Below are 24,463 nucleotides of genomic sequence, written 5' to 3'. Positions count from 1 at the left end.
CGTGAATCTTCTCCCTTCGGTTCCGAACGGTTCCGTGTGTTGGACTCTCGAGCGGTTCCGTGCCACTTTTTTCGGCAACATCGCGTTTCCCTCGAACACCACCGATCAGTCGCTGGGACTGTGGGCATACGTTTTGTATCTGGCCGTGGTATGATACCGCATGGAGATCCGTGAAGCTACCAGTTCGGACACCGACGCGATTCGCTCGATCGCCCGCGACTCGCTCAGCTCCACGTATACGACCTTCCTCGAGGAGGAGACCATCGACGACGCGATCGAGCAGTGGTACGGCGACTCGCTCGGCGAGGAACTCGACGACGACCGCGCGCTTTTCTTGGTCGTCGAACGCGACGGGGAGATCGCCGGCTTCTCCCAGAGCGAACTGGTCGGCCAGCAGTCGAAGACCGGACACCTCCTCTGGTTGCACATTCACCCGGACCACCGGGGCGATGCGACGGGCGTGCGGCTGCTCGTCCGCACCCGCGAAGCGTTACTCGAGGAGGGGGCCGACGCCATTCGGTGTTTCGTCCTCGCGGACAACGAGGGCGGCAACGAGTTCTACCGCAGTCACGGCTTCGAACAGGCCGGCCAGCGAGAGGTCGAGATCGGTTCGGAGACGTTCACCGAGAACGTCTACGTCGAATCCGGCCTCGAGGACGACGACGAGTGGGGGGCGATCGACGAGGTGTCGGTCGACGGGGAGACGGTCTACGTGAGCTACGGCGAGGCAGCCCGCGGCACGCGGTCGCCGTTTTACACGGCCTACAAGAGCGCCGACCGACACGATCGATACGCGTGGTTCTGCGGGAATTGCGACTCGATCGACAACGCGATGGACGCGATGGGGCGGATCGAATGCAACGGCTGTGGCAACCGCCGAAAAGCGACCCGGTGGGACTCCTCGTACCTGTAGGCTCCTGTCGAAGCGTGATCGCGGTTCGAGCCATCACACACTCGTTCTTTGTCTCTCGAGGCAGTATATCAGTTCGAAGCGAGTATCCGCTCGGCCGCTATCTCATCGGCACTACATAATCACTCTCTCCGGAGTGACATGCTCGATTAGCTGTACGGCCGAATTTCGGCCGTTTGAGTCGCGTTACAGCCCGGCTCGTGCCCGTTCTCGTCGAACTGCCGAACTGTCGGCCTCGTCGGGATCAGGTGACTATTTTCGCACTCTCGCCACTGTTGCCGTCGGTTTCGGACTGTTGCCCCCGCATTACAATTGATCGATCTCTCGAGTCCTCGAATACGTTGGTCGCTATCCGCTTCACGTCGGGCCACCGCGGGTGTCCCGTCGGCCTCCATCTACTATGAACAGGGAAGACCACATCGTCAGCGGCTTCAAGGCAACGCTCGTCGCGCGCGCGATCTACATGGCATCGAGCGCGCTGCTAATGTTCGTCCTGTCGCGGTATCTGCTCGAGCCGGACGGGTACGGCGCGCTGTATTGGGCGATCGGGGTGTTGACTATCGTCCAACTGTTCGCGGATCTCGGACTCAGCAAGTCCGTTGCCCGGTACATCTCGGAATACCGCGAGTCCGATCCGGGGCAGATTCCACACCTCATCGAGACGGTTATCACGGCCAAGATCATCCTGCTCACGGTCGTCGGCTACGTCCTATTGCTCTTTCACGAGCAGATCGCGACCGCACTCGGCGATCCGGGCGCGGCTCCGTTTCTCGTCGCGGGCGTGCTCTATCTCGTCGTTTTTTCCGGGAGCACCTTCTCGCAGGTCGCGCTACAGGGCTTCAATCACCTCGGCTACAGCGCGATCGTCCAGGCGGTCAGCGGTGCCGGCCGGTTCCTCTTTGCCGTTGCCTTCGTTCTCACGGGACTCGGTGCGCTCGGTGCGCTCTTCGGCTACATCGTCGGCTACGCCATCGCGGCCGTCGTCGGACTGGCGCTTCTCTACTACGGGTTCTATACGCGGTACGACACGGCCGAGGAGTACGAGGATGGCCTCGCGCGCCGACTGATCGAGTACAGCATCCCGCTGACGGCGACCCGGAGCGCGAACGTCATCGACAAACAGATCGACATCGTGCTGGTCGGGGTCTTCCTCAACCCCGCCGCGGTCGCGTTCTACACCCTTGCAAAGCAGATCACGGATTTCGTCCTCGCGCCGGCGGAGTCGCTTGGCTTTACCATCTCGCCAAATTTCGGCGAGCAGAAAGCCGCCGGCCAACTCGAGGAGGCCAGACGGATCTACGAGACCTCGCTGACGAACATCCTGTTGCTCTACATTCCGGCGGCGGTCGGCCTCGCGATCGTCGCGGAGCCGTTCCTGACGATGGTGATCGGAAACGACTACGCGGGTGCGGTTCCCGTCCTGCAGGTGCTGGCCGGATTCGTCGTGTTGCAGGCGATTACGAACCTGACCAGCGACAGTCTGGACTACCTCGGTCGCGCCCGATCGCGCGCCATCGCGAAGGGCGGGACGGCCGTCGCCAACTTCGGACTGAACGTCCTGCTGATCCCGACGATCGGGGTCGTCGGGGCCGCACTCGCGACGGTCGCGACCCACTCGGTCTACGTCGCGGTGAACCTCTACATCGTCCACACCGAACTCGGACTGAACGTCACACGGATCGCCCGCACGACCGGCCTCATCTGCGCGATTACGGGCGTGATGGCCGTCTCGGTGTTGCTCGTGACCCCCCTGGTCTCGAGTCTGGTCATGCTGTTCGGCGCGATCGCCGTCGGCGCGATCACGTGGGGGGTGCTCGCGGTGATGAGCGGGCTGGTCGATCCTGGGCAAGTGCGATCAGTCATCGGGTGAGATCGTCGCTCCTGCTGACTGCCAGTCAGTTTGACCTGACTGACTGAACTGCCAATATTTATCCGACGGGTCGGCGTCTACTTCGTATGGCTGTTGCCGATCCCGTGACGGTCGGGGTATTGAGTCTTCATACGAGCAAGGAAACGAAAGCGATTCTCAACGCAGTGGAGGATCTCGGCCACGACAGCGAGTGGCTTCGCGCCGAGAACACCTCGATCAGCGTCCGCGACGGCAGCCCCGTCCTCGAGCCGGACGTCGACGTGATCGCGAACCGAATGCTGCTGTCGAACACCGAACAGCCCGCCGAGGAACTCGGGCTCGCAAATACGTTCGCCCAACTGGTGCCGACGCTCAACGAGCCGAACGCGGTGTTGACGGCCATCCACAAGCTCTCGACGGCGGCCGCGCTGGCGTCGAACGACGTGCGAACGCCCGACGTAACGCTCGCACTCAGCGGCGACAAGTTAAACGCCGCACGGGACCGCTACGGCGAGGAGGCCGTCTACAAGACCGCGATCGGTACCCACGGCGGCGGCACGTGGAAGGTCGGCCCCGACGACCCGATCAACGCGAAGGTGGGCAACCGGTATGCCTTCCTGCAGGAACTGGTCGATCAGGAGGACGTCCGCCACCGCGACCTGCGCGTCTACGTTGTTGGCGGCGAGGTCGTCGCCGCAATGTACCGCTACGCGCCGGACAACGACTGGCGGACCAACGTCGCGCTGGGCGGCTCCGTCGAGAACGCGACGGACGACCTCCCCGAGGAAGCCCGCGAGATGGCCCAGCGGGCGGCCGATATCATCGATCTCGACTACGCCGGCGTCGACCTCGTCGAGGGCGACGAGGGCTGGTTCGTTCTCGAGGTCAACCCGACGGCGGGATTCAAGGGGCTTTACGAGGCGACCCAGCTGAGCCCGGCACCCTACATCGCGAAACTGGCGATCGAACGCGCCGGCGGCGAGGTCGACGACGATCGAGTCCAGGATCTCGCGAACGTCCTCGACGACTCTCGGCCGGCCGCTCAGCCGACGGAGGCGATCACAACGGACACGGAACCCGCGATCATCGGGTACACCGAAGAGGTCGTCCTCTCCGGGACGAGCGGCTCGAAGTCCGTTCTCGCCAAGTCCGACACCGGCGCGACGCGGACGAGCATCGACACCGGCCTCGCCGCGGACATCGGTGCCGGGCCGATCAAGTCCATCACTCGCATCCGATCGGGCAGCAGCAAGCAGTCGAAGAGTCGCCCCGTTGTCGACGTGGTCGTCGGCGTCGGCGGTAACCAACACACCGTCACGGCAAGCGTCGAGGACCGCAGCCACATGGACTACCCGGTCTTGCTCGGTCGGGACATCCTCGGAAACTATCAGGTCGACGTGAGCCGTCGAATCGATAGCGACGCCGCCGATACGCCTGAAGAGGAAGAGGAGTAGTCGACCGAGAGGGCGACGGAGCGAGCGCGACGGCATGCTCTACCACCCGGCATCGCCGGTTCCGGTTACTTTATTGATCTGTTTTCCGAATGGTGACTCGCATGACAACGGTCCTCGCCTCCACTCTCTCCGAGACGCCGGTACTGGGAGCCGACGGGACGGAGATCGGCACGGTTTCCAACCTCACGATGAACGTCGAGACTGGCGAACTCCAACGGGTACTCGTTACTCCGGCAAACGACAGTATCCGCGGATTCGACAGGAACGACGACGGGAAGCTCATCGTTCCGGCCAGCCGCATGAGCGATCTCGACGATTACCTGATCATCGATCGAACGACCCGCGACTCGGACGTATAGTCGACCGGTACGGTCGGCCGCTCCGTCTTCGATCGATGGTGACCGCCCGCTCCGAGACTCGAGGTCGAGAGGCGATCAATCAACGGTTTCGATGATCGATAGCGTACGGTGTCGATTCCCGTCGTCACCGACTCTCGCACCACCACTATATTTTCTACTATCGAAAATTTAGTGCCCGAAACCTGAAGCTGAAGTTGTGATCGGTACATATATTATTCTCTGATTCGTTTGCCTAACCGTACGAACCATACATGAGCGACAACAAACGCCAGCGAAATCACGAGTGGTGGCCGAACCAGTTGAAGTTAGACGTTCTCGATCAGAACACCGAAAGCGTCGGTCCGTACGACGACGACTTCGATTACGCCGAGGAGTTCGAGACGCTCGACCTCGAGGAGGTAAAGGCTGATCTCAAGGACCTGATGACGTCCTCGCAGGACTGGTGGCCGGCCGACTACGGCCACTACGGCCCGCTGTTTATCCGGATGGCCTGGCACAGCGCCGGCACCTACCGTACCACCGACGGCCGTGGCGGTGCCTCGGGCGGGACCCAGCGTTTCGCGCCGCTCAACAGCTGGCCCGACAACGGCAACCTCGATAAGGCGCGGCGACTGCTCGAGCCGATCAAGCAGAAGTACGGCCGCAAGCTCTCGTGGGCCGACCTGATCGTGCTTGCGGGCAACACCGCCCTCGAGTCGATGGGTATGCAGACCCTCGGCTGGGCCGGCGGCCGCGAGGACGAGTTCGAGCCCGACGAGGCCGTCTACTGGGGCCCCGAAAGCGAGTGGGAAGCCCCGCAGGACCAGCGAATCGACGACAACGACGAACTCGACGAGCCGCTGGGTGCCACCGTGATGGGGCTCATTTACGTCGACCCCGAGGGCCCCAACGGCGAGCCCGAGCCGCTCAAGTCGGCGACGCGGATCCGACAGGCCTTCGGCCGCATGGCGATGGACGACGAGGAGACGGCCGCCCTCATCGCCGGCGGACACACGTTCGGGAAGTCCCACGGTGCCACCGACGACGACATGGGTCCCGAGCCCGAAGCGGCACCGATCGAGGCCCAGGGCCTCGGCTGGACCGAGTCCGGTACGGGCTCGGAGACGACCACCAGCGGCATCGAGGGCGCGTGGAACCAGTGGCCCACGATGTGGGATACCTCCTACCTCGACAACCTGCTCGACTACGAGTGGGAACTCACCGAGAGTCCCACCGGCGCAAACCAGTGGCAGCCGGTCGAGGAGGAAGCCTACGACACCGTGCCGGATGCCCACGACCCGTCCGAAAAGCACGCCCCCATGATGATGACGACGGACGTCGCGTTGAAGCGGGATCCGGAGTTCCGGGAGATCATCGAGAACTTCCGGGACAACCCACCGGCGTTCCTCGAGGCCTTCGCACGAGCGTGGTACAAGCTGATCCACCGCGATATGGGCCCGCCGGAACGGTTCCTCGGTCCGGATGTCCCCGAGGAGACGATGCTCTGGCAGGACCCGCTTCCTGACGCCGACTACGATCTGATCGGCGAGGACGAGGTCGCCGAACTCAAAGACGAACTCCTCGAGTCGGAACTGTCCCGCTCCCAGCTGGTCAAAACCGCGTGGGCGGCAGCCTCGACCTACCGCGACAGCGACAAGCGCGGCGGCGCAAACGGCGCTCGCATCCGCCTCGAGCCCCAGCGGAGCTGGGAAGTCAACGAGCCGGCCCAGCTCGAGACCGTTCTCGAGACCTACGAAGGGATTCAAGCGGAGTTCAACGGTTCGCGATCCGACGACGTGCGGGTCTCGCTTTCCGACGTCATCGTACTGGGCGGTAACGTGGCCGTCGAACAGGCCGCAGCCGACGCCGGCTACGATGTCGAGATTCCGTTCGACCCCGGACGCACGGACGCCTCACAGGAACAGACCGACGAGGAATCGTTCGAGGCACTCAAACGGAACGTCGACGGGTTCCGGAACTACTTCGGCGGCGAGTACGATCAGCCGGCGGAGGACCTGCTAGTCGATCACGCCGACCTGCTCGACCTGACGGCATCGGAAATGACGGTGCTGGTCGGCGGCCTGCGCGCCCTCGACGCGAACTACCAGGACTCCGACCTCGGCGTCTTCACCGACGAGCCGGAGACGCTGACCAACGACTTCTTCGTGAACCTGCTCGACATGGGCTACGAGTGGGAGCAGACCGCCGAGGACGAGGACCGCTACGAACTGATCGACCGCGAGACCGGCGAGGTCGAGTGGGAGGCCAGTCGTGTCGACCTCATCTTCGGATCGAACTCCCGGCTGCGGGCCATCGCGGAGGTCTACGCGAGCGAGGAAGCAACCTTCGTCGAGGACTTCGTCGACGCCTGGCACAAAGTGATGACCAACGACCGCTTCGACCTCGAGTAAGCCGCTCGAGCGGTCGCGACGGCACTGAACCCACTACCGGGTGAAAACCGCGGTCGCTGGACCGACCGTCGCTGATCGGAACGCTCAACCGGTTTTACATTATTCGCTACGGATGACGACCTCGTCGTCCGTGATTTCGGTTATCTGTGACGACTCGACCGGATAGTCGTCGTCACCGTGGCTGCCCCAGTCCAGTCGCGCCTTGAGCCGATCCGCAAGCCCCGGTTCCGGGTCGACGTACGCGGTCTGGTCCTCGACTTCGGCGATCATGCCGATCTGCTGCCCGGACTCGTCGAGGACGACCTTTCCCTGATCGTCCCGCGAGAGTTCGACCGTCGATGCGTCCATCGGCGTGTCCATCGCCTCATCTCTCGTTCCTGTGCCGGCCTCGGTGCCGGTCGTCGCCGTCGCGTCGCCGCCCATGGCACCGCCGGCATCGGTCTCCATGCCAGCGGTTTCCGCGGCTCCGTACTCTTCGACGTCGATGATCTCACCCTCGATCACGTCGCTGCCGATGATCTCGGACTCGACCAGTTCGGTCTCCTCGAGGCGATAGACCATCCGCAGCCGTTCGTCTAGCTCCTCCTCGACGGTGCGGCGCTCGATGAGTTCGCTCCGAACGGCGTCGCCTTCGGTGCGCTGGCTCTGGATGACCTCTCGCTCGAGCACGTCGTCGGGGGTGACACTCGAGCGGACGACGTCGCTCTCGAGGATCGATCGCTGAACGCTCTCGAGTTCGATGTCCGTCTCGATCTCGTCGCGTTCGATCTCGTCGTCTTGCTGAATGTCGATGTCGACGACGCGGCTCTCGACGATGTAGCGTTCGATCTCCTCGATGGTGTCGAGGCGGGTTTCGTCGACGGTTACCTCGAGCCGGTCCTCGTCGACGAACTCGGTTTCGACGATATCGCGGGAGAGCAGTTCGGAGTCGACGACGTCGCGCTCGACCAGTTCCGTGTCGACCACCTCGCTCTCGATCGTGTCCCGTTCGACGATCTCGGTCTCGACGACCTGCGTCTCGACGATTTCGGTCGTCACCGTCTCGCCGCGTCGCAGCGAGTCCTCGAGTTCATCCCGGCCGAGGTCGGCCCGCTCGAAGGCCTGCTCGCGCTCGACGATCTCGAAGAAGCCAAGCTCCTCACCGGTCGGCTCCTCTTCGTGGTAGACGAAGACGTAGTCCTCGTCGTCGAATCGCCGCTCGAACTCGTCCCAGGAGTACTCCTCGTGGCTCTCGCCCACCTCGTCGCAGCGGGCGAAGGAGTGGCCGTGGTCCTCGCTGTCCCGGATTCGGACCGGGACGGCGTCGCGGGCCTCCGCCCACTCCCTGATGCGTTCTGGATCTCGGGTCATCCGGCGCTCGTTTGGTGCGTCCGGATCGGTCGGTGGTGTCTCGTTTGCCATCTCACTAGGCCTCCCGACCGACCTGTACTTGAGTCGGGCGGGCCATCCCGTCGGCTCAATAGCTCGTTTCTCGAGACCCCGTTTCCGGCCTGCATACTCGGGTGTGTAATAGCGAATTAGCGAACATGTCCGGCGGTTCCTCACCCGGCTTTCGGTCTCCAACACCGGATTACGCCACGCGCGATAGTCGAGTGAGACCGGAACCACCAGTTAATCGCGGTCCGCGGGGTGAGCTACTCGGACTCGTAATCCGCCCAGAGATACCGCGTGGCGACGCTACGGTACGGCCGCCACTGTTCGGCGACCTCGCGCATCTCCGCGCGGGTCATCTCCTCGCCGTCGCCGTACAACCCTTCGATCGCCCGACGGATGGCGAGGTCGCCGAGGGGCAACACGTCCTCGCGTTCCAGGACGAACAGGAGGTACATGCGCGCCGTCCACGGGCCGATTCCCTTGATTTCGGTGAGGGCATCGACGACTGCCTCGTTCGAGTGGTCGGCCAGCCCCTTCCGCGTGAAATCGTGCTCGCGGAACGCGCGGGCGGCGTTGTGCATGTACTCGACTTTCCTCTGAGAGAGACCGGCTCCGAGGAGCGCCTCGTCCTCCGCGTCTAACACCGCTTCGGGCGTCACCTCGCCGCGGAACAGTTCGAACACGCGCTCCCGGACGGCCGCGGCGCTCGCCGTCGAGAGCTGCTGGTTGATGATCGAAATACAGAGCCGCTCGTACTCGGTCCAGTCCGGCTCGACGTAGGGGTCGTGGCGGTCGAGCAGCCCGGCCATCACAGGGTCCTCACGGAGAATGTCGTGTGCCTCGTCGTTCATGCGCAGGTGTAGATCGGGTGTAGGGGACCGGAGCCAAATAGACGTCCCGGTGGTTCTCTCGCGGCTCACTCGAGGTGGTGATAGTCGAGTTCGTGGCCCGCCTCGAGGGCCGCGCGGACGGCCGGGCTGGGATCACCGACGCCGCGCCGACTGAACGAGAGCCCGGCCGGTTCGGCCGTGACCACGAGGTTCACGCGCCAGTCGTCGGCCGTCTCGGGGTAGTCCGTTCGGTAGTGTGCGCCCCGGGACTCGGTGCGCTCGCGGGCGGCCCGGAGCATCGCCTCGGCGACGGTGAGACTCATCGAGAGGTCCACGGCGTATTCGAACGACTTCGAGGTGCGGTCGCCCTCGACGCGGAGATCGGCGGTGCGCTCCCGGAGGGTGTCTAGCTTCGCGAGCCCCTCCCGAAGCCCCGATTCGTCGCGGAGAATGCCGGCGTGGTCCCACAGCAGGTCGCCGAGATCCTCGAGCAGCGCCGTCGGTGTGACGGTGCCGTCCGCGGCGGCGAGTTCCCGCAGCGCCTCGAACTCACGTTCGGCGAGCGCTCGCTGGCCGTCGGTGAGGGCCGGGTCCGCGTCGGCGTCAGTCACTGCGGCCGCGACGTGGTCGCCGACGAGTTTGCCGATCGCGACGGTTTCGGCCAGCGAGTTCCCGCCGAGGCGGTTCGCGCCGTGGACGCCGGCGACCGTCTCGCCGACGGCGTAGAGGCCGTCCACGCCCGTCTCGCCCGTTCGGAAGTCGATGTCGACCCCGCCCATCGTGTAGTGGGCCGTCGGGCCGACCGTCATCGGCTCCGTCGTGATGTCAACGCCCAACGACTCGAAGCGTTCGACCATCGACGGCAACCGGTCGCGGACGTACTGGTCGTCCCGATGGGAGATGTCGAGGAAGACCCCGCCGTCCTCGGTCCCGCGGCCCTCGCGTACCTCGCGGGCGATGGCTCGCGCGACGACGTCGCGGGCGTCGAGTTCCATCTGGTCGGGCGAGTACCGCTCCATGAACCGCTCTCCCTCCGCGTTGTACAGCCGCCCGCCCTCGCCGCGGACCGCCTCCGTGACGAGCCGGCCGTCCCACTCCTCGCCGTAGCGCTCGCCGACCATCCCGGTCGGGTGGAACTGGACGAACTCGAGGTCGACGAGCCGCGCGCCGGCCTCGAGGGCCAGCGCCTGGCCGTCGCCGTTGTTCTCGTCGTCCCGCGAGGAGTGGCGGTGATAAAGCGCCGAGAACCCGCCGGCCGCGAGGACGACGTGGTTCGTCCGGAAGAGCAACCCCTTGCCGGTCTCCATGTTGAAGCCGACGGCCCCGTCGACGCGCTCGCCGTCCGAGAGCAAGCGCGTGATCATCACGTTCTCGCGGTAGGGAACCTCGAGGTCGCGAGCGCGGTCGACGAGCGCCCCGAGCATGGCCTCACCGGTCCGGTCGCCGACGAAGCAGGTCCGCCGGTAGGATTGTGCGCCGAAGTAGCGCTGGTTGATCTCACCCTCTTCGGTCCGGTCGAACGGCATGCCCCAGTCGGCCAGTTCGCGGATCCGGTCGGGCATCTCCTGAGCCGTCAACTCGACTGCTTCGGGGTCGTTCAGGTGGTGGCCCTCGTTGAGCGTGTCCGCCGCGTGGATCGTCCAGTCGTCCTCGGGATCGAGCGAGCCCAGCGCGGCGTTGACGCCGCCGGCTGCCCACGTCGTGTGGGCGTCGCCGTGATCGCGCTTGCCGATTACGAGCGGCTCGATTCCCGACTCGGCGAGTTCGATCGCGACGCGGGCACCTGCCGCGCCCGCACCGATGACGAGTACCGGGGTTGTCACGACCTCGTACTCGAGGCCGGCTGCGGAGCCGGGGTCGCCCTCGGTCTCGAGGCGGTTCTCGATCCCGGCGGTCGACTGCTCGTGATTCGTCGGTCGGCGGTTGTCGTCGGTCGTCTCGCTGCCGTTGGATGGTGATTTTGTCATCGAATAGATGTAACGGCCGGCCGGATTTAGGCCTCGCCCCGAACGATGCAGAAGTCTTCTCTCACAGCTACGGGACGCCATATTCGACTTTGAATACTCCTCGAGTATCGCGGATAAAGGTCGGTTCGGAAACCAGTCTTTCAATTGCGGCGGACCGTCCGCGGAGTCGATACGAGTGATCGGTCCAGTCACCACCGGGATCGCGCCCGTTCTTCCCGTTCCGAACGGACGACGCGGCGTTACCAGCCGTCGCGGGGCGGCCCCGCCGCCCACAGCGACCCACCTTTATCGTCTCGAGGCGACATTCGGTAGCAGATGGACACTCACGCACACGAGACTCGAGCGGGCGGCGCGGATTCGCCGGGGATCACCGGGCGACGGTTCGGCGTCCTGTTCGCGGTCGGTTTCCTCGGAATCGTCGCGCTCGCGGCCACGACGCCCGCACAACTCGAGGCCCTGCCGGAGGTACCGGATGTCCCAACGGCGGTCCTCGTCGCCGCGGCCCTGCTCCAGTCGTCGATCCTGCTGGCCGTCGCGGTGCTGGTCGGCCTGTATACGGCACCGCGGCTCGGCCTTCGCTCGCACCTCCTCGAGCGCGTGTCCGAGGGCGCGCCGCTCTGGTCGCGACTGCGCGCGGAACTGCCGGTCGCGGCCGGGTTCGGCGCTGCGGCGGGGGTCGCGATCGTCCTCGCGGAGGCCGTCTTCGCGCCCGCGGCCCCGGCCGGAGCGACCGGCAGCGAGGCAACCGTCGGCGCGGTCCTCTCGAGTCTCCCGCTCCGATTTCTCTACGGCGGGTTGACCGAGGAACTGCTCCTGCGCTGGGGGTTCATGTCGCTCGTTGCGTTCGGGCTCTGGAAAACGGTCGGTCGCGGGACGGCCCGCCCATCGGCGCGACTGATGGGCGCGTCGGTCGCCATCGCGGCGGTCGTCTTCGGGGCCGCACATCTTCCAACGGCGGCCGTCCTCTACGGCGGCCTCAGCGCCGATGTCGTGGTCTGGATCGTCGCCGGCAACGCGATCGGCGGCCTTGTCTTCGGCTGGCTGTTCTGGCGGCGGAGCCTCGAGGCCGCCATGATCGGTCACGTCTTCGCGCACGTGGTCTTCGTCGCGCTGTCGCTGGTGATCGTGGTCGTCTGAGATGAGACCCACAAATTGGTTGGCCGAGAGCGCGGCTCGAACACCTGTGAGAGCCGCGCGATCCGGGGAAAGGCAGGCATTTACCGGAATTCACCGCGAGCGAACCCGACGGGTGAGCGAGCGGGCCGACGACTGACTTGGAGCGAGAGAAACGAGCAGAGCGGAAGGTGGAGTGCTTTTGGTCCAGATTTTGCCGAGGCCGGCGAAGCCGGCCCACAGAGCAAAAGGTGGGTTTTAGAGTTCGATCCGCTCGACTAGCTGCTCGCGGTTCTCGTTCGTGTTGAGCGCGACGATCCGGATCTCGTCTTCCAGCCCGGAGTCCTCGAGTTTGGCCTTGAGCAGGTTGTCGACCTGATAGACCCCGGCGGCGTTGGTCATCTCAATCTCGACCATGACTGGCGTGGTGTCGCCCCGTTGGAGTGAGACGCGGCTGATGGCCTGACTCGAGAGCGTGTTGATGCCACGGCCGCCGGACTCGTAGGGGATCCGTGAGCGGCCGCGTTCCATATCGAGGGCGTCGGAGACGCGGATGACGCCGGCTTCGGTGGTCAACGGCGTCTCGGCGGTGTGGTGACAGAGAATCGCGTGCAGGACCTCGCCTTTCATCTGGACCGTCTCGGCAACGTCGTAGAACTCGGGGAGGATCCGATCGAGGATGTCCGCAGCCAGCGGGATCGAGTAGTAGGCGTGGCTGTCGCGGTGGACGATATGGCCGACGTCGTGGAGCGTCGCCGCCAGCGCGACGATGACCGATTCGTCTTCCTCGGCCAGTCCCTGCTGGCGTGCGCCGTTGAAGTCGACGTCGCCCGCCTTGAGCAGGTCATAGAGACACAGCGCCCGATTGCGAACGATCTCGATATGTTTGGTGCCGTGATCGTTGTACCGCATCCGGTCGACGGCGTTGATGTTCTGGGCCTCGAGATAGGCCGCGATCTCCTCGTCGTTGTCGATGAACTCGAGGACCGAATTCAGTTTCTCGTCGGGAAAGCTGTGATCGTCGTCGGGCGTATAGACGCGACGGGAGTCCTCGTCGACAGCGGGGTCGCTCATACCGGTAGGTCGGTTGCGGACTAAAAAAGCCCTGCGACGGTCGAGTGTCCGTGCAGCGTTAGGAGAGGTCGTCGACTGCGGCCTCGACCTCGTCGTAGTCGGGTTCGACGCCGGGGTCGTCGCTGACCCACGAGTAGGCGATTTCGCCGTCAGCGTCGACGACGAAGACCGAACGCTTGGCAACGCCGTAGACGCCCAGATCGGCGAAGTCCATCGGGATTTCGTAGTCGTCGATGATCTCCTTGTTGTAGTCGCTGAGCAGCCCGAACTCGAGGCCGTTTTGCTCTCGGAACTCGTTCAGGGTAAACGGCGAGTCGCGGCTGACGCCATAGACGGTGGCGTCGAGGTCGTTGAACGCAGCCAGCCGGTCCTGGAACGTACACATCTCGGTGGTACAGACACCGGTGAACGCGCCGGGGAAAAAGGCGAGGACGATCGGTGCCTCGTCCTCGAGGCGCTCGGAGAGCGTGAACTCCTCGATGTCGCCGTTTGCGAGCGGTGCGGTAAAGTCGGGTGCAGCATCTCCAGTTGTTACCATCGTCCGGCTATTGTGTACAAGCCGGAAAGACAGTTTCGTTCGCGGACCAGTTGACCGGGTATCGGGTCCACCCCACACGTGTATACAGTGAGATGAAATTTCTACTCGGCGAGAGAAGTCCTTATAAATGAACGTCCTAATAAATTAGGTGTGCTGGTCGCTGAATTCCAGCTCAAATCAGCGATATTGGCAGACACACTCGAGACGTTTCCATCGATTACAATTTCCGTTGACTATCAGTATAGTGCCGACAGCGATACCATCAGACTCTTATTTTGGATGAACGGTGTCAATCGAGCAGACTTCGAGGATGCCATCGCTCTCGATCCGACCGTACGAGACCTCGAACACCTCTGTGAACTCGATACCCGCCAGTTCTACCGGGTCAATGTTACCGACGCGGGCCGTGAGATGTCGACCGTCCCGTCGTGGTATTCGGACAATATCGTCCCGCTCGAGGCAACGGGAACACACGACGGCTGGCTGATTCGGCTGGCTGTGCCCGACCGCGAAACGGTCACTGACTATCGGAATCAGTACGTCGACAGCGGCTGTTCGTTCGTTCTACTCTCGCTCTACGACCGGACCAACGCCGAAAGCGCCAGTGGGGCCTCGTTGACGGATCCACAGCGAACGGCGATGGTACAGGCCTACGAATCCGGCTTCTTCGCCATTCCGCGTGAGATTACACAAGCGGATCTGGCAGAGCAGTTGGAAATTTCCGCACAATCACTCTCGGAACGGTTGCGACGTGCGACAGCTACGCTCATCGAACTCGCGCTTCGACGGAACTAGTAGTTAAAGGCCTGAGTCGTCAGGCAGCTTCCTCTCCTAATATCCGATAGATAGTAGAGATAGCATGCAAGCGCATCAACTATTCGACCCGGTTTTCACTGCGCTCGCCGCACAGGAGCGGCGACAAGTCTGTCAGATCGTCCGCGAGCACGAATCGGCCATTACAACCGAGGAACTCGCGCGCGAGCTCTGTGGAGACACTTCACTCTCGAATAAGGTGTCTGACGACCGGCAACGACAGATGATACTCTCGCTGCATCACAGTCATCTTCCGATTCTGGATGACGCCGAGATCGTCGCGTATAACGCTTCAGCTGACCGTATCGAATCGGACACGAACCTGCAGTTCGCCCAATCAATCCTCGAAGCTGCCACAGCGGCCGAATGCGATGTGAGATGATCGCGGTGTGATGTCCGAGAAGGGCGACCGGGCTCCGTTACTCGAGTTCGTGAACTGAGTGTGATTCGGCCACCGATCGATGCGGTCAAACTATCCGATTGGTGTCCTCAAACGGACTGTCGCGGCTTCTTGGTTACCTAAGTGGTCCAAAAAGGTTATAATTGCCAGCGGGTAAGCAACGCATAGAGATGGTAGCCGAAATTGCACCGCTGTTCATTCCCGGCGGCATGGGGCCTCCGGAACTCGCCATCATCCTCGTCATCGCAGTCTTGCTCTTCGGAGCCAACAAGATTCCGAAGCTGGCACGATCGACTGGTGAGGCGATGGGCGAGTTCCAGAAGGGGCGCGAGAAGGTCGAAACGGAACTCGAGGAAATGCGCGAAACCGGCGACTACGACGGTGACGCGACCGACTCCGACCTCGAGGAAGACGAGGACTTCGTCGACACGGAACCCGTCACCACCGACGAGGAGACCGAGACGGAGCCCGAAACGGAAACCAACTAAATTCTTTTCGCGCCGGGGCGTGTGGCCTAGCGGATAGGGCAGGAGGTTCCTAACCTTCTGATCGTGGGTTCGAATCCCGCCACGCCCGTTCTGCGAGGAGCGGACGCGACGAGCGAACGGGCCCGGAGTTCGAACCCCACGAGACGAGCGAAGCGAGTCTCGTTCCGGTTCGAATCCCGCCACGCCCGTGCAGCGAACGTAGTGAGCGAACAGGCATGGCGGGATTCGAAGCAGGGAGCAGCTTCGCTGCGACCGTGGTTCGAATCCCGGCTGAGTCGTTGCCGAAAAGCCACATTCGAGACACGACACGAAACTCGGGAGAGACTATAGTGGCCACTATAGCGACCGACGGGACTCAGAGCGGAGTGATTGAGCAACGCCGATCGTACCACATCGTTCTAGCCGATCGTTCCATGCGAACAGAAGACAGTCGGACGGACAACGAAACCAGTACGGAAACGACCGACAGCGAGCGCGTCGTTAGTGATCGGCACGTCGGTCTCGGTTCGGGGCACCAAAGCGGGTGAGCGGCTCGAGTTCTTCTTCGGGAACGTCCTCAAAGGCTGCGCGAGCGATGACCCGCCGGTGGACCTCGTCGGCACCGTCGACGATGCGGAATTGTCGGACCGATTCGTAGAAGTCCGAGAGCGGGAGGTCTTTGCCGATGCCGTTGGCACCGCAACACTGGACTGCGAGGTCGATCGCGTCCTGCGTGGCGGTTGCGGTGTAGACCTTACACATCGAGACGGGGACGCGGGCCTCGTCGCCGGCGGCGATCCGGTCGGCAGCGTCGCGGATGCCGGTCCGGGCCATGTGGAGTTTCGTTTCGGCGTCGGCGATCCGATGGCGAAGCGATTGCTTGTCCGAGAGGGTGGAGTCGAAGCCCCGGCGCTCGCTGATGTAGGCCTTCGCGATGTCGAGCGAGCGTTGGGCCATCCCGGAGTAGCGCATGCAGTGGGTGAGGCGGGCGGGACCGAGCCGCTCCTGGGCGTGGGTAAAGCCCTCGTTCAGTTCGCCGAGCAGGTGTTCCTCCGGAACGCGGACGTTCTCGTACCGGATCTCGGCGTGGGATGCGCCCCGATTTCCGCCGCCCATGTGAGGCACGTCGCGGATGACCTCGACGCCGTCGGCGTCGGCGGGAACGAGGAAGAGCGAACAGGCCTCGTAGGGGTGAGCCTCCGGATCGGTCCGGGCGAGGACGATCAGGATATCGGCCTCGACGCCCTGTGTCGTCCACCACTTGTGGCCGTCGATAACCCACTCGTTGCCGTCTTTCTCCGCGGTGGTTTGGATCATCTTCGGATCCGACCCCGCACCCTGCATCGGCTCGGTCATCGAGAAGCCGGACTTGAGCTCACCCGCAACCAGCGCCTCGAGGTAGGTCTCCTTCTGTAACTCGTCGCCGGCCAACTCGAGGAGGTGCATGTTCCCCTCATCGGGGGCGTCGACCCGCATCGCGACCTGTCCGAGCAGGCTGCGGCCGGCCTCCTCGAAGGCCGGCAGCGAATCGCGGAAGGACAGTCCCAGCCCGCCGTACTCCTCGGGGATCTGTGGTGCATAGACCTCGTACTCGCGGGCGGCCTCGCGCAGTTCCGCGATGGTCCCGCTCGAGACGGCCATTCCACCGGCTCGCTCGCGTTCGATCGGCAAGACGACCTCTTCCAGCAAGGCGTTGGCGCGATCGGCGACCTCGCGCGCTCGGTTGCTATCATTGTATCGCATAATGGTGGTAGCTCGGAGCAGCGGCTAAGGATTGGGAGAACTACCACGCGGTCACAACAACCACCACGATTTTTGCTGATGGGACGGAGCGGCCGAACCTGATCGGTTCGGATCGGGAGGTAGAGATGGTCCCAAACGGGCAACCGGCTGAAAACCGGTCCCTATCGGGCCGTCCAGCCGCCGTCGGCCGCGAGTACCGAACCGGTCACGTAACTCGAGGCCTGGCTCGCGAGGAAGACGACCGGGCCGGCGATCTCTTCGGGGTCAGCGAACCGCTCTAGCGGCGTGCGATCGACGATCGACTGGCGCAGTCGCTCGTTGCTCTCGAGGTCTTCGGTGAGTTCCGTCGAGACGTACCCCGGTGCAACGGCGTTGACTCGGACCTCCGGAGCCCAGTCCAAGGACATGCTCTTGGTGAGCCCGACGAGTCCATGCTTCGACGCGACGTAGGGGTGCTGGCGCGGCAGCCCGACTAGCCCGCCGACGCTGGCGACGTTGATGACCGAGCCGCCGTCGCTCTCGTGGAGGGAATCGGCGGCGGCGTGGGTGACCTCGTAGGCCCCGTTCAGGTTGACGTCCAGTACCCGATCGAGGCTCTCGGTCTCGACGTCTTCGGGTCGGCCCAGCGCGTCGTCGGGGTTGAAGCCGGCGTTGTTGACGACGACGTCGACGCCGCCGAACTCGTCGACCGCGCGGTCGATCACGTCGCCTACGGCGTCGGGATCGGTCACGTCCGCGGGGGCGGCGATCGCATCGCCACCCGCGGCCTCGATATCCGCGGCGACGGACTCGATTTCGTCCGTCGACCGAGCACTCGGGACGACGGCCGCGCCCGCGTTCGCCAGTTCGACGGCGATTGCGCGGCCGATACCGCGGCCGCCGCCGGTCACCACTGCGACTCGCCCCTCGAGGTCGAACAGATCGCTCATCGATCCCCGTTTCGTCGTCGGCCACGTCAAGCTTTTCGCGCACCGGTTCTTGTCGACTCCCGGTCGCTGTCTTGGGGCTCCGCTCGATGACGCGGATTTCGCCGGGGCGTCACCAGTTGGGTTGTATGGATCCGTCTACTAGTTAGTTAATGTAGGATGGAGACCATATTATAGAAAGCCTGTCGGCGCGTACACGAAATCGTCCGGCATAGGATTATCAGAAATGGTAATGGGCGGATGAATTTTTTGAAGGGTGAGCGTTCGTGTAGACGCAATGGCTATTGACGAGGCCGACCAATCGGATGCCGGGGACTTTTCTGAGGGGGAGGCATCCGACGCTGCGTCGGAAGACGAGCGGTCTCATGAGGCTGGCCCGATATCGGATTCGGCGGTCAGCGTCGGCGAGTACACGTGGGAAGAGTTCATGGACGAGTACGGGCACGGTGACGAGATCTCCGACCTGTACCCGGATCCGAGCGTAACCGACGACCAACTCGGGCTCGATACCGACGAGAACGTCGGCTCGAGGGTGCCGACCGGAGACGACTGGAATCAGGTCGAGTTCGATCCGGCATCGTATCTCGGCCACCACCCCGACGACCTCACAGATCGCGTCTTGCCCACCGCCGGCGACGACGCCGACACGCTGTGGGAGATCTTCTGCGAGTATGTCGATCCGGAGACGACGCCGGTCGTCAAGGACACCTGGACCTGGGAACACTACAAGTGGGAGTACTACTACGACGAGGACGGCAGTCGCCCGCGAGACGGTGACGGCGAGATCATCCGTCACGACGAGGAGGAAGCCCTCGGCTTCGATCCCGACACGGTAGAGTCACGTCTCGCGGCCGGCAACGATGCCGCGCTGGAACTCGACGATATCGTCGAGGAACGGACCGTCAACGTCCAAGAAGACATCGAGGAAGACGAGTTCTTCTCGACGGCTGCGGGCAACACGACCGTCTCCAATCGCTACGACCTCGAGAAGGCCGTTCCCTTCGAGAAGAAGACCCACTTCCAGGAAGTCGAGCGCTACTGGGTGAACAAGCCCTACGCCTACGTCGTCATCTTCCACTCGGAGAAGGAAAACGAGAAGAAGTACTACATGATCGAGCCCTACCGGAACGAGATCGAGATCGAACTCCAAGAGTTCCTCTCGGGCAAACTCCGGAAGGCGATCAAGTACTCCGAAGACGGTATCAAGGAACAATCGAACGAGGACGGCCGCCGGACGGTTATCGAGGACGAGACTCGACGGCTGTTAATGCGATACGATCTCTTCGAGGCGACCTCCGGCGAAACGGCCGAAGGAATCCTCGAGACACTCCGTGGACTGCTCGACGACGACGAAACGGAGGTCGAGGACACCGGACCGAGTCAACTCGAGGGGCTCTCGGTCCGGCCCGAGCCGGCGGTCCTCGCGGACGATCCGGACACGCTGAGCGAGTATCAAGTCGAGAAGCTACTCTACCTGCTCAAGCGGGACTTCATCGGCTACGAGCGCATCGATGGGATCAAACACGACATCAACGTCGAGGACATCTCCGTCGACGGCTACAACTCGCCGGTGTTCGTCTACCACTCCGAGTACGAGCAGATCATCTCTAACATCTACCACGGCGAGGACGAACTCGACGACTTCGTCGTCAAACTCGCCCAGCGCTCGGGCAAGGGGATCAGCAAGCGGCTGCCACAGGTCGACGCGACCCTCCCCGACGGCTCCCGCGCCCAACTCACGCTCGGAGAGGAAGTGTCCGACCACGGGACCAACTACACGATCCGACAGTTCAAGGACGTTCCGTTCACGCCGATCGACCTCATCAACTGGAACACGTTCAGCTTGGACGAGATGGCCTTCCTCTGGCTTGCCATCGAGAACCACAAGAGCCTGATCTTCGCCGGCGGTACTGCATCCGGGAAGACGACCTCGCTGAACGCCGTCTCGCTGTTTATCCCCTCGAGTGCGAAGATCGTCTCGATCGAGGACACTCGGGAGGTCGAACTGCCCCAGCGAAACTGGATCGCAAGCGTCACCCGACCGTCGTTTTCCGACGACGAGCAGGGCGACGTCGACGAGTTCGACCTGCTCGAGGCCGCGTTGCGCCAGCGGCCCGACTACATCGTGATGGGCGAGATCCGTGGCGAGGAAGGTCGGACACTCTTCCAGGTCATGTCGACCGGGCACACCACCTACACCACCTTCCACGCCGACTCCGTCGACGAGGTCCTCAAGCGATTCACGACGGACCCGATCAACGTCTCGAAGACGATGTTCACGGCGCTGGATCTGGTTTCGATCCAGACCCAGACGCGAGTTCAAGGGCGGAAGGTTCGCCGGAACAAGTCCCTGACCGAGATCAACCACTACGAGGCCGAACACGACGAGATCAACGTCCAGGACGTCTACCAGTGGCAGGCCGAAACTGACGAGTACCTCAAGATGGGTGACTCGAACACGTTAGAGGAGATCCAGTTCGACCGCGGGTGGAGCAACGAAAAGCTCGAGGAGGAACTGTTCAAGCGGGAGGTCATCCTCGCATACCTCATTAAAAACGAGTTGAACACGTACGCGCAGGTCGCCGCGACGGTCCAAGCCTTCATCAACGACCCCGATACGATCCTCACGCTCATCGCGAACGGACAACTCGAGGACAGCCTCGAGGACCTCCGCGAGATGGAAAGCGTGCTGATCGACGTCGATCCGGAGAAAGAGGAACTCGTGCCCCGGCCCGAGTCGACCAGCGAGACGTACAACCTCTCGATGGATATCTTAGAGCGGGCCGAGGAATCGGTCTTCGAGGAGTTCCGCGGCGAGGTGCCAAGCGGGCTCGCGAGCGCGCTCGGCGACGTCGAAGAAGAGAGCACGATCGATGTCGACCGCGCCGACAGCGAGGAGTTCGAGTTCGGCGGCGATGTCGACGAGACCGTCGACGAGGACGCCTGGGAGTTAGGTGACAATTCGGCCGAGTTCGCGATCGACGGCGACGACGGAGGTGACGAGCCGGCGTGGCTGAGCGAAGACTCCGGGTTCGATGTCGAACCGACTGACAACGAAACCGCAGATGCACCTGCCACTGGTGAGAGTGATTCGTCTGCCGACGGGACGGCCGCTGTCGCTTCCAGTGCCGACCCCACGACAGCCTCGAGTAGCGAACCGCAGGACGGCCCGGCTGCCGACGCTGGGGCGACCGCGGACCCAAAGACGGAGTTGCCGACCCGACCGGAGTCGGAAGCCGATACGACCTCCTCGAGTGCGACGAGTTCGGCGGCTGAACCGGACGAGAGCACCACGAACGGAATTTCGGGCACGAGTTCGGACGACACGGACAGTTTTGACAACTCGAGCGGTTCGGATGATTCGGGTGGGTCGACGATTCTCCCACATGACGACGCCGAGGACGGGGATCTCGGCGGGTTGTTCGACGATATGGGCGGACCGATAGACGAGATCGACGGCCCCGGTTCCGAGGAGGCCGCCTCGACCGGCGATTCGACGGCTTCCGCCCGGCCGGATACTTCCGGATTCGATTCGATGTTCCCGGAAGACGATCTCGATTCGATCTTCGATCCGGAATCGGACGGGAAGTCGGACGCTGATGATTTCAGCGAGCAACTCGCTGACGAGGACGGTTCAACATCGGAGGCGACTGACGAGGCATCGACGACAGAGAGGCCAACCGATTCGACGAGGGACGCGAACTCCAAGAACGAATCCGACGGGTCGGAGCCGTCCACCGTTGACTCGGCGGCTCCTGATGAGACGAATACGCAGGACTCGAGCGACGAGCGGGAACCGCCGACGATCGATATCGACGACGGGACTGCAGACCCGCCGGACGGGTCCGACGACGATGACGAACCGATAGCCGAGGCCGGGCCGGAATCGAACCCGGATTCGGCCGAGTCAGTCGACGACGAGCCAACTGCCGACGAGCGACGATCACCCGACGCCGGCGACGATGGCGAGGCCGACTCGATATTCGGCGGCGGCTCGGACTCCATTTTCACCGACGACGACGCGGACGAAGCCGACGATGACGGCTCGCTGTTCGACGACGGAGACAGTGACTCGAGCGACGACGAGTCGATTTTCAAAGGGGACGCCGACGAGGAATCGACTGAGAACGATGGCGGTATCTTCGGCGCTGAAGACGGCGACGAGGACGACGACTCATGAGCCTCCAGACCGACGACAGCGGCGGTTCGGGCATGTCGGCCAGCTCCGACGGGCTCGGCGATCGGTTCTACCCCCTCTACGACCGGCTGTTCGGCGAGGACAGCGAGTTCGTCAGCGACGTCGAGACGAAACTGGCACAGGCCCGGATGACGGATACGGTCGAGCTCTATCTTTCCCGAGCACTCGGGATCGGCTTTATCAGCGGGCTTAGCCTCTGGCTGATCGGCCTGCTGCTCGGTTACGGCATCTTCGCCATCGGTCTCCTCTCGAACGAGGCGCTCATCGGGATCCCGGTCGGCCACGGACTCCTCCTCGATATTATCGAGATGATTCGCGTTCCGGCCGTCGTCTTCGTTACCGGACTGCTATTCGGATCGATCGGCTTCGCGATCGGCTTCGGATCGATGGTCGCGATCCCCTACTCGCGCGCCTCAGCCCGCAAGCGCGAGATCAACATGCTTCTGACCGACTCGGTCTCGTTCATGTACGCCCTGTCGGTCGGTGGGCTGAACCAACTCGAGATCATCGAAGCGATGGCCCAGGCCGACGACACCTACGGCGAGGTCGCAAACGAGTTCCAGAGCATCGTCAAGGAGACCGAATATTTCGACATCGACTACCGAACGGCGATCCGAAAACAAGCGCTCGAGACGCCAAGCGACGACCTCTCGCAGTTCCTGACTGACATGCTCTCGATCGTCAACAGCGGCGGTGATATGGAGAGCTTCCTGCAGGACAAGAAAGAAAAGCACATGCGTACCGCAAAGCAGGAACAGGAACTCACCCTCGAGACCCTCGAGTTGTTCGGCGAGATGTACATGACGCTGTCCCTGTTCCCGCTGCTGTTGATCATCATCATGGTCGTCATGAAGATGATTCCGGACGCGACCGTGACTGACAACATGCTCTATATGGTCGTCTACGGCCTCATCCCGATGATCGGCGTCGGCTTCATCGTCCTCGTTTCGACGGTCAAACACGACGAGCCCGGCGACGGCTACCTCTCGATGGGAAACACCGATCAGCGGACCGAAACGGGGCAAGAAGACGGATTGTTGAGCCTCGGACTCGTCGAACAGTTCACCGGCGAACACAGCGTCTTCGATCGGATCAAGAACCGCGAGGGGACCTACGAGACGATGGAGGTCCTGCGAAAACCCCACCTCTTCTTCCGCGATCATCCGCTGGTCACGCTCGCGATAACCGTCCCCCTGACGCTGGTCATCGTCGTCACGGCCGTAGTCAACGGCGAAGCGCCGCTGTCGTGGGGGGAACTCCTCGATAGACCGATCTGGGGGACGTTCCTCTACATCTACCTGCCGCTGTATATTACCGCGATTCCCCTCGCGATCTTTCGCGAATGGAACGTTCGTCACAGAAATTCCGTCGTCAACAAACTCTCCGAGGACCTCCGCAAACTCTCGAGTTCGAACGACACTGGGCTGACGCTACTCGAGTCGCTCAAGGCCGTCTCCGACACCACGAACGGCAAGCTGGCCCGCGAGTTCGAGATGATGCATACCAAGGTCAACTACGGGATGAGCCTCAAGGAGGCGCTCATCGAGTTCAACAACAAGTACCACATTCCACGACTCGCCCGGACGACGCGCCTGATCACCGAAGCCCAAGAGGCGTCGAACCAGATTTCGGATGTGCTTCGGACGGCCGCGACAGCGAGCGAGAACCACGACGACATCGAACGCGAGCGAAAATCCCGAACGCGGATGCAGATCGTGATCATCATCATGACGTTCATGACGGTGCTCGCGGTGATCGCGATCCTCAAAACCCAGTTCATCGATACGATGGCTGGCCTCAACGCCGGCGGGAGCGGTGCCGAAACTGGCGGATCCGGTGCCGGTGCCGGTGGCGGAGGCGCGACGAGCGGGGCGAACCTCAGCGAGAACATCGACGTCGACATGCTCTCAGTGTTGTTTTTCCACGCCGTGACCCTCCAGGCGATCATCTCCGGATTCATCTGTGGGTACATCCGGGACGCCGATCTGCTGAGCGGGCTGAAATACGCGATCGGACTCGCATCGATCGCGCTCATCGGCTGGATACTGGTGGCCTGAT

Annotated in this window: 18 protein-coding genes and 1 tRNA gene; 12 read left to right on the top strand and 7 right to left on the bottom strand. The window is 63.1% G+C overall.

Annotation, left to right across the window (positions count from 1 at the left end; translation table 11 throughout):
* The first annotated feature begins 160 nt into the window (after positions 1 to 160).
* The 5 genes from ACJYUO_RS03970 to katG all read left to right on the top strand — a co-directional run bounded on the left by ACJYUO_RS03970 (position 161) and on the right by katG (position 6,962).
* Positions 161 to 913, top strand: a complete 753-nt coding sequence (locus ACJYUO_RS03970; RefSeq protein ID WP_494344100.1) for a GNAT family N-acetyltransferase — start codon at positions 161 to 163, stop codon at positions 911 to 913.
* A 397-nt stretch (positions 914 to 1,310) separates the two neighbouring features.
* Positions 1,311 to 2,780, top strand: a complete 1,470-nt coding sequence (locus tag ACJYUO_RS03965; RefSeq protein WP_494344099.1) for a flippase — start codon at positions 1,311 to 1,313, stop codon at positions 2,778 to 2,780.
* A gap of 86 nt (positions 2,781 to 2,866) precedes the next feature.
* Positions 2,867 to 4,213, top strand: a complete 1,347-nt coding sequence (locus ACJYUO_RS03960; RefSeq protein ID WP_494344098.1) for a RimK family alpha-L-glutamate ligase — start codon at positions 2,867 to 2,869, stop codon at positions 4,211 to 4,213.
* A 101-nt stretch (positions 4,214 to 4,314) separates the two neighbouring features.
* Positions 4,315 to 4,572: a PRC-barrel domain-containing protein gene (locus ACJYUO_RS03955; RefSeq protein ID WP_494344097.1), complete on the top strand. Its 258-nt coding sequence runs from the start codon at positions 4,315 to 4,317 to the stop codon at positions 4,570 to 4,572.
* Positions 4,573 to 4,823: 251 nt separating this feature from the next.
* Positions 4,824 to 6,962 (top strand): catalase/peroxidase HPI, encoded by a 2,139-nt coding sequence (gene katG / locus ACJYUO_RS03950; protein WP_494344096.1) that lies wholly within the window; start codon positions 4,824 to 4,826, stop codon positions 6,960 to 6,962.
* A gap of 99 nt (positions 6,963 to 7,061) precedes the next feature.
* Here the strand turns inward: katG and ACJYUO_RS03945 are convergent, their stop codons facing one another.
* The 3 genes from ACJYUO_RS03945 to ACJYUO_RS03935 form a co-directional block, all read right to left on the bottom strand.
* Positions 7,062 to 8,363, bottom strand: a complete 1,302-nt coding sequence (locus tag ACJYUO_RS03945; protein ID WP_494344095.1) for a DUF8593 domain-containing protein — start codon at positions 8,361 to 8,363, stop codon at positions 7,062 to 7,064.
* A gap of 233 nt (positions 8,364 to 8,596) precedes the next feature.
* Positions 8,597 to 9,187: a DNA-3-methyladenine glycosylase family protein gene (locus tag ACJYUO_RS03940; RefSeq protein WP_494344094.1), complete on the bottom strand. Its 591-nt coding sequence runs from the start codon at positions 9,185 to 9,187 to the stop codon at positions 8,597 to 8,599.
* A 65-nt stretch (positions 9,188 to 9,252) separates the two neighbouring features.
* Positions 9,253 to 11,133, bottom strand: coding sequence for an L-aspartate oxidase (locus tag ACJYUO_RS03935; RefSeq protein WP_494344093.1), 1,881 nt, complete (start codon positions 11,131 to 11,133; stop codon positions 9,253 to 9,255).
* A gap of 315 nt (positions 11,134 to 11,448) precedes the next feature.
* Between ACJYUO_RS03935 and ACJYUO_RS03930 the strand changes: the two genes are divergently transcribed.
* Positions 11,449 to 12,270 carry a CPBP family intramembrane glutamic endopeptidase gene (locus ACJYUO_RS03930; protein WP_494344092.1) on the top strand — a complete coding sequence of 274 codons (822 nt, stop codon included), beginning with the start codon at positions 11,449 to 11,451 and terminating at the stop codon, positions 12,268 to 12,270.
* A 234-nt stretch (positions 12,271 to 12,504) separates the two neighbouring features.
* Here the strand turns inward: ACJYUO_RS03930 and ACJYUO_RS03925 are convergent, their stop codons facing one another.
* Positions 12,505 to 13,320, bottom strand: a complete 816-nt coding sequence (locus tag ACJYUO_RS03925; protein WP_494344091.1) for an HD domain-containing protein — start codon at positions 13,318 to 13,320, stop codon at positions 12,505 to 12,507.
* A 58-nt stretch (positions 13,321 to 13,378) separates the two neighbouring features.
* Positions 13,379 to 13,858 (bottom strand): redoxin domain-containing protein, encoded by a 480-nt coding sequence (locus ACJYUO_RS03920; RefSeq protein ID WP_494344090.1) that lies wholly within the window; start codon positions 13,856 to 13,858, stop codon positions 13,379 to 13,381.
* 279 nt (positions 13,859 to 14,137) lie between these two features.
* On the opposite strand from ACJYUO_RS03920, the gene ACJYUO_RS03915 reads away from it, so the two are divergent.
* The 4 genes from ACJYUO_RS03915 to ACJYUO_RS03900 all read left to right on the top strand — a co-directional run bounded on the left by ACJYUO_RS03915 (position 14,138) and on the right by ACJYUO_RS03900 (position 15,647).
* Positions 14,138 to 14,653, top strand: a complete 516-nt coding sequence (locus ACJYUO_RS03915) for a helix-turn-helix domain-containing protein (RefSeq protein WP_494344089.1) — start codon at positions 14,138 to 14,140, stop codon at positions 14,651 to 14,653.
* A 64-nt stretch (positions 14,654 to 14,717) separates the two neighbouring features.
* A complete protein-coding gene (locus ACJYUO_RS03910; RefSeq protein ID WP_494344088.1) occupies positions 14,718 to 15,053 on the top strand; it encodes a DUF7344 domain-containing protein in 336 nt (111 codons plus the stop codon).
* A 188-nt stretch (positions 15,054 to 15,241) separates the two neighbouring features.
* The gene (locus ACJYUO_RS03905; protein ID WP_494344087.1) at positions 15,242 to 15,559 is read left to right on the top strand and encodes a Sec-independent protein translocase subunit TatA/TatB; all 318 of its coding nucleotides are present in this window, start codon (positions 15,242 to 15,244) and stop codon (positions 15,557 to 15,559) included.
* A gap of 15 nt (positions 15,560 to 15,574) precedes the next feature.
* Positions 15,575 to 15,647, top strand: a tRNA-Arg gene (locus tag ACJYUO_RS03900).
* A 392-nt stretch (positions 15,648 to 16,039) separates the two neighbouring features.
* Here ACJYUO_RS03900 and ACJYUO_RS03895 read toward each other — a convergent pair.
* Together ACJYUO_RS03895 and ACJYUO_RS03890 are read right to left on the bottom strand one after the other, a co-directional pair.
* The gene (locus ACJYUO_RS03895; RefSeq protein WP_494344086.1) at positions 16,040 to 17,281 is read right to left on the bottom strand and encodes an acyl-CoA dehydrogenase family protein; all 1,242 of its coding nucleotides are present in this window, start codon (positions 17,279 to 17,281) and stop codon (positions 16,040 to 16,042) included.
* 161 nt (positions 17,282 to 17,442) lie between these two features.
* The gene (locus ACJYUO_RS03890; protein ID WP_494344085.1) at positions 17,443 to 18,210 is read right to left on the bottom strand and encodes an SDR family NAD(P)-dependent oxidoreductase; all 768 of its coding nucleotides are present in this window, start codon (positions 18,208 to 18,210) and stop codon (positions 17,443 to 17,445) included.
* A 274-nt stretch (positions 18,211 to 18,484) separates the two neighbouring features.
* On the opposite strand from ACJYUO_RS03890, the gene ACJYUO_RS03885 reads away from it, so the two are divergent.
* Together ACJYUO_RS03885 and ACJYUO_RS03880 are read left to right on the top strand one after the other, a co-directional pair.
* Complete coding sequence (locus ACJYUO_RS03885; protein ID WP_494344084.1) at positions 18,485 to 22,387, top strand: ATPase, T2SS/T4P/T4SS family; 3,903 nt, start codon at positions 18,485 to 18,487, stop codon at positions 22,385 to 22,387.
* Positions 22,384 to 24,462, top strand: coding sequence for a type II secretion system F family protein (locus tag ACJYUO_RS03880; protein WP_494344083.1), 2,079 nt, complete (start codon positions 22,384 to 22,386; stop codon positions 24,460 to 24,462). Before ACJYUO_RS03885 ends, ACJYUO_RS03880 begins: the two co-directional genes overlap by 4 nt.
* The last annotated feature ends 1 nt before the right edge of the window (position 24,463 follow it).

Source organism: Natrinema sp. CRL1 (assembly GCF_059162405.1).
This window is presented reverse-complemented; position numbering and strand designations above follow the sequence as displayed.

Bases quoted from the DNA above. Each gene is read 5' to 3' on its own strand.
- ACJYUO_RS03920 (WP_494344090.1), bottom strand. From the start codon at position 13,858: ATGGTAACAACTGGAGATGCTGCACCCGACTTTACCGCACCGCTCGCA.
- ACJYUO_RS03935 (WP_494344093.1), bottom strand. From the start codon at position 11,133: ATGACAAAATCACCATCCAACGGCAGCGAGACGACCGACGACAACCGC.
- ACJYUO_RS03890 (WP_494344085.1), bottom strand. From the start codon at position 18,210: ATGAGCGATCTGTTCGACCTCGAGGGGCGAGTCGCAGTGGTGACCGGC.
- ACJYUO_RS03905 (WP_494344087.1), top strand. From the start codon at position 15,242: ATGGTAGCCGAAATTGCACCGCTGTTCATTCCCGGCGGCATGGGGCCT.
- ACJYUO_RS03880 (WP_494344083.1), top strand. From the start codon at position 22,384: ATGAGCCTCCAGACCGACGACAGCGGCGGTTCGGGCATGTCGGCCAGC.
- ACJYUO_RS03925 (WP_494344091.1), bottom strand. From the start codon at position 13,320: ATGAGCGACCCCGCTGTCGACGAGGACTCCCGTCGCGTCTATACGCCC.
- ACJYUO_RS03965 (WP_494344099.1), top strand. From the start codon at position 1,311: ATGAACAGGGAAGACCACATCGTCAGCGGCTTCAAGGCAACGCTCGTC.
- ACJYUO_RS03955 (WP_494344097.1), top strand. From the start codon at position 4,315: ATGACAACGGTCCTCGCCTCCACTCTCTCCGAGACGCCGGTACTGGGA.
- ACJYUO_RS03895 (WP_494344086.1), bottom strand. From the start codon at position 17,281: ATGCGATACAATGATAGCAACCGAGCGCGCGAGGTCGCCGATCGCGCC.
- ACJYUO_RS03910 (WP_494344088.1), top strand. From the start codon at position 14,718: ATGCAAGCGCATCAACTATTCGACCCGGTTTTCACTGCGCTCGCCGCA.
- ACJYUO_RS03915 (WP_494344089.1), top strand. From the start codon at position 14,138: ATGAACGGTGTCAATCGAGCAGACTTCGAGGATGCCATCGCTCTCGAT.
- ACJYUO_RS03945 (WP_494344095.1), bottom strand. From the start codon at position 8,363: ATGGCAAACGAGACACCACCGACCGATCCGGACGCACCAAACGAGCGC.
- ACJYUO_RS03930 (WP_494344092.1), top strand. From the start codon at position 11,449: ATGGACACTCACGCACACGAGACTCGAGCGGGCGGCGCGGATTCGCCG.
- ACJYUO_RS03885 (WP_494344084.1), top strand. From the start codon at position 18,485: ATGGCTATTGACGAGGCCGACCAATCGGATGCCGGGGACTTTTCTGAG.
- ACJYUO_RS03940 (WP_494344094.1), bottom strand. From the start codon at position 9,187: ATGAACGACGAGGCACACGACATTCTCCGTGAGGACCCTGTGATGGCC.
- ACJYUO_RS03970 (WP_494344100.1), top strand. From the start codon at position 161: ATGGAGATCCGTGAAGCTACCAGTTCGGACACCGACGCGATTCGCTCG.
- ACJYUO_RS03960 (WP_494344098.1), top strand. From the start codon at position 2,867: ATGGCTGTTGCCGATCCCGTGACGGTCGGGGTATTGAGTCTTCATACG.
- katG (WP_494344096.1), top strand. From the start codon at position 4,824: ATGAGCGACAACAAACGCCAGCGAAATCACGAGTGGTGGCCGAACCAG.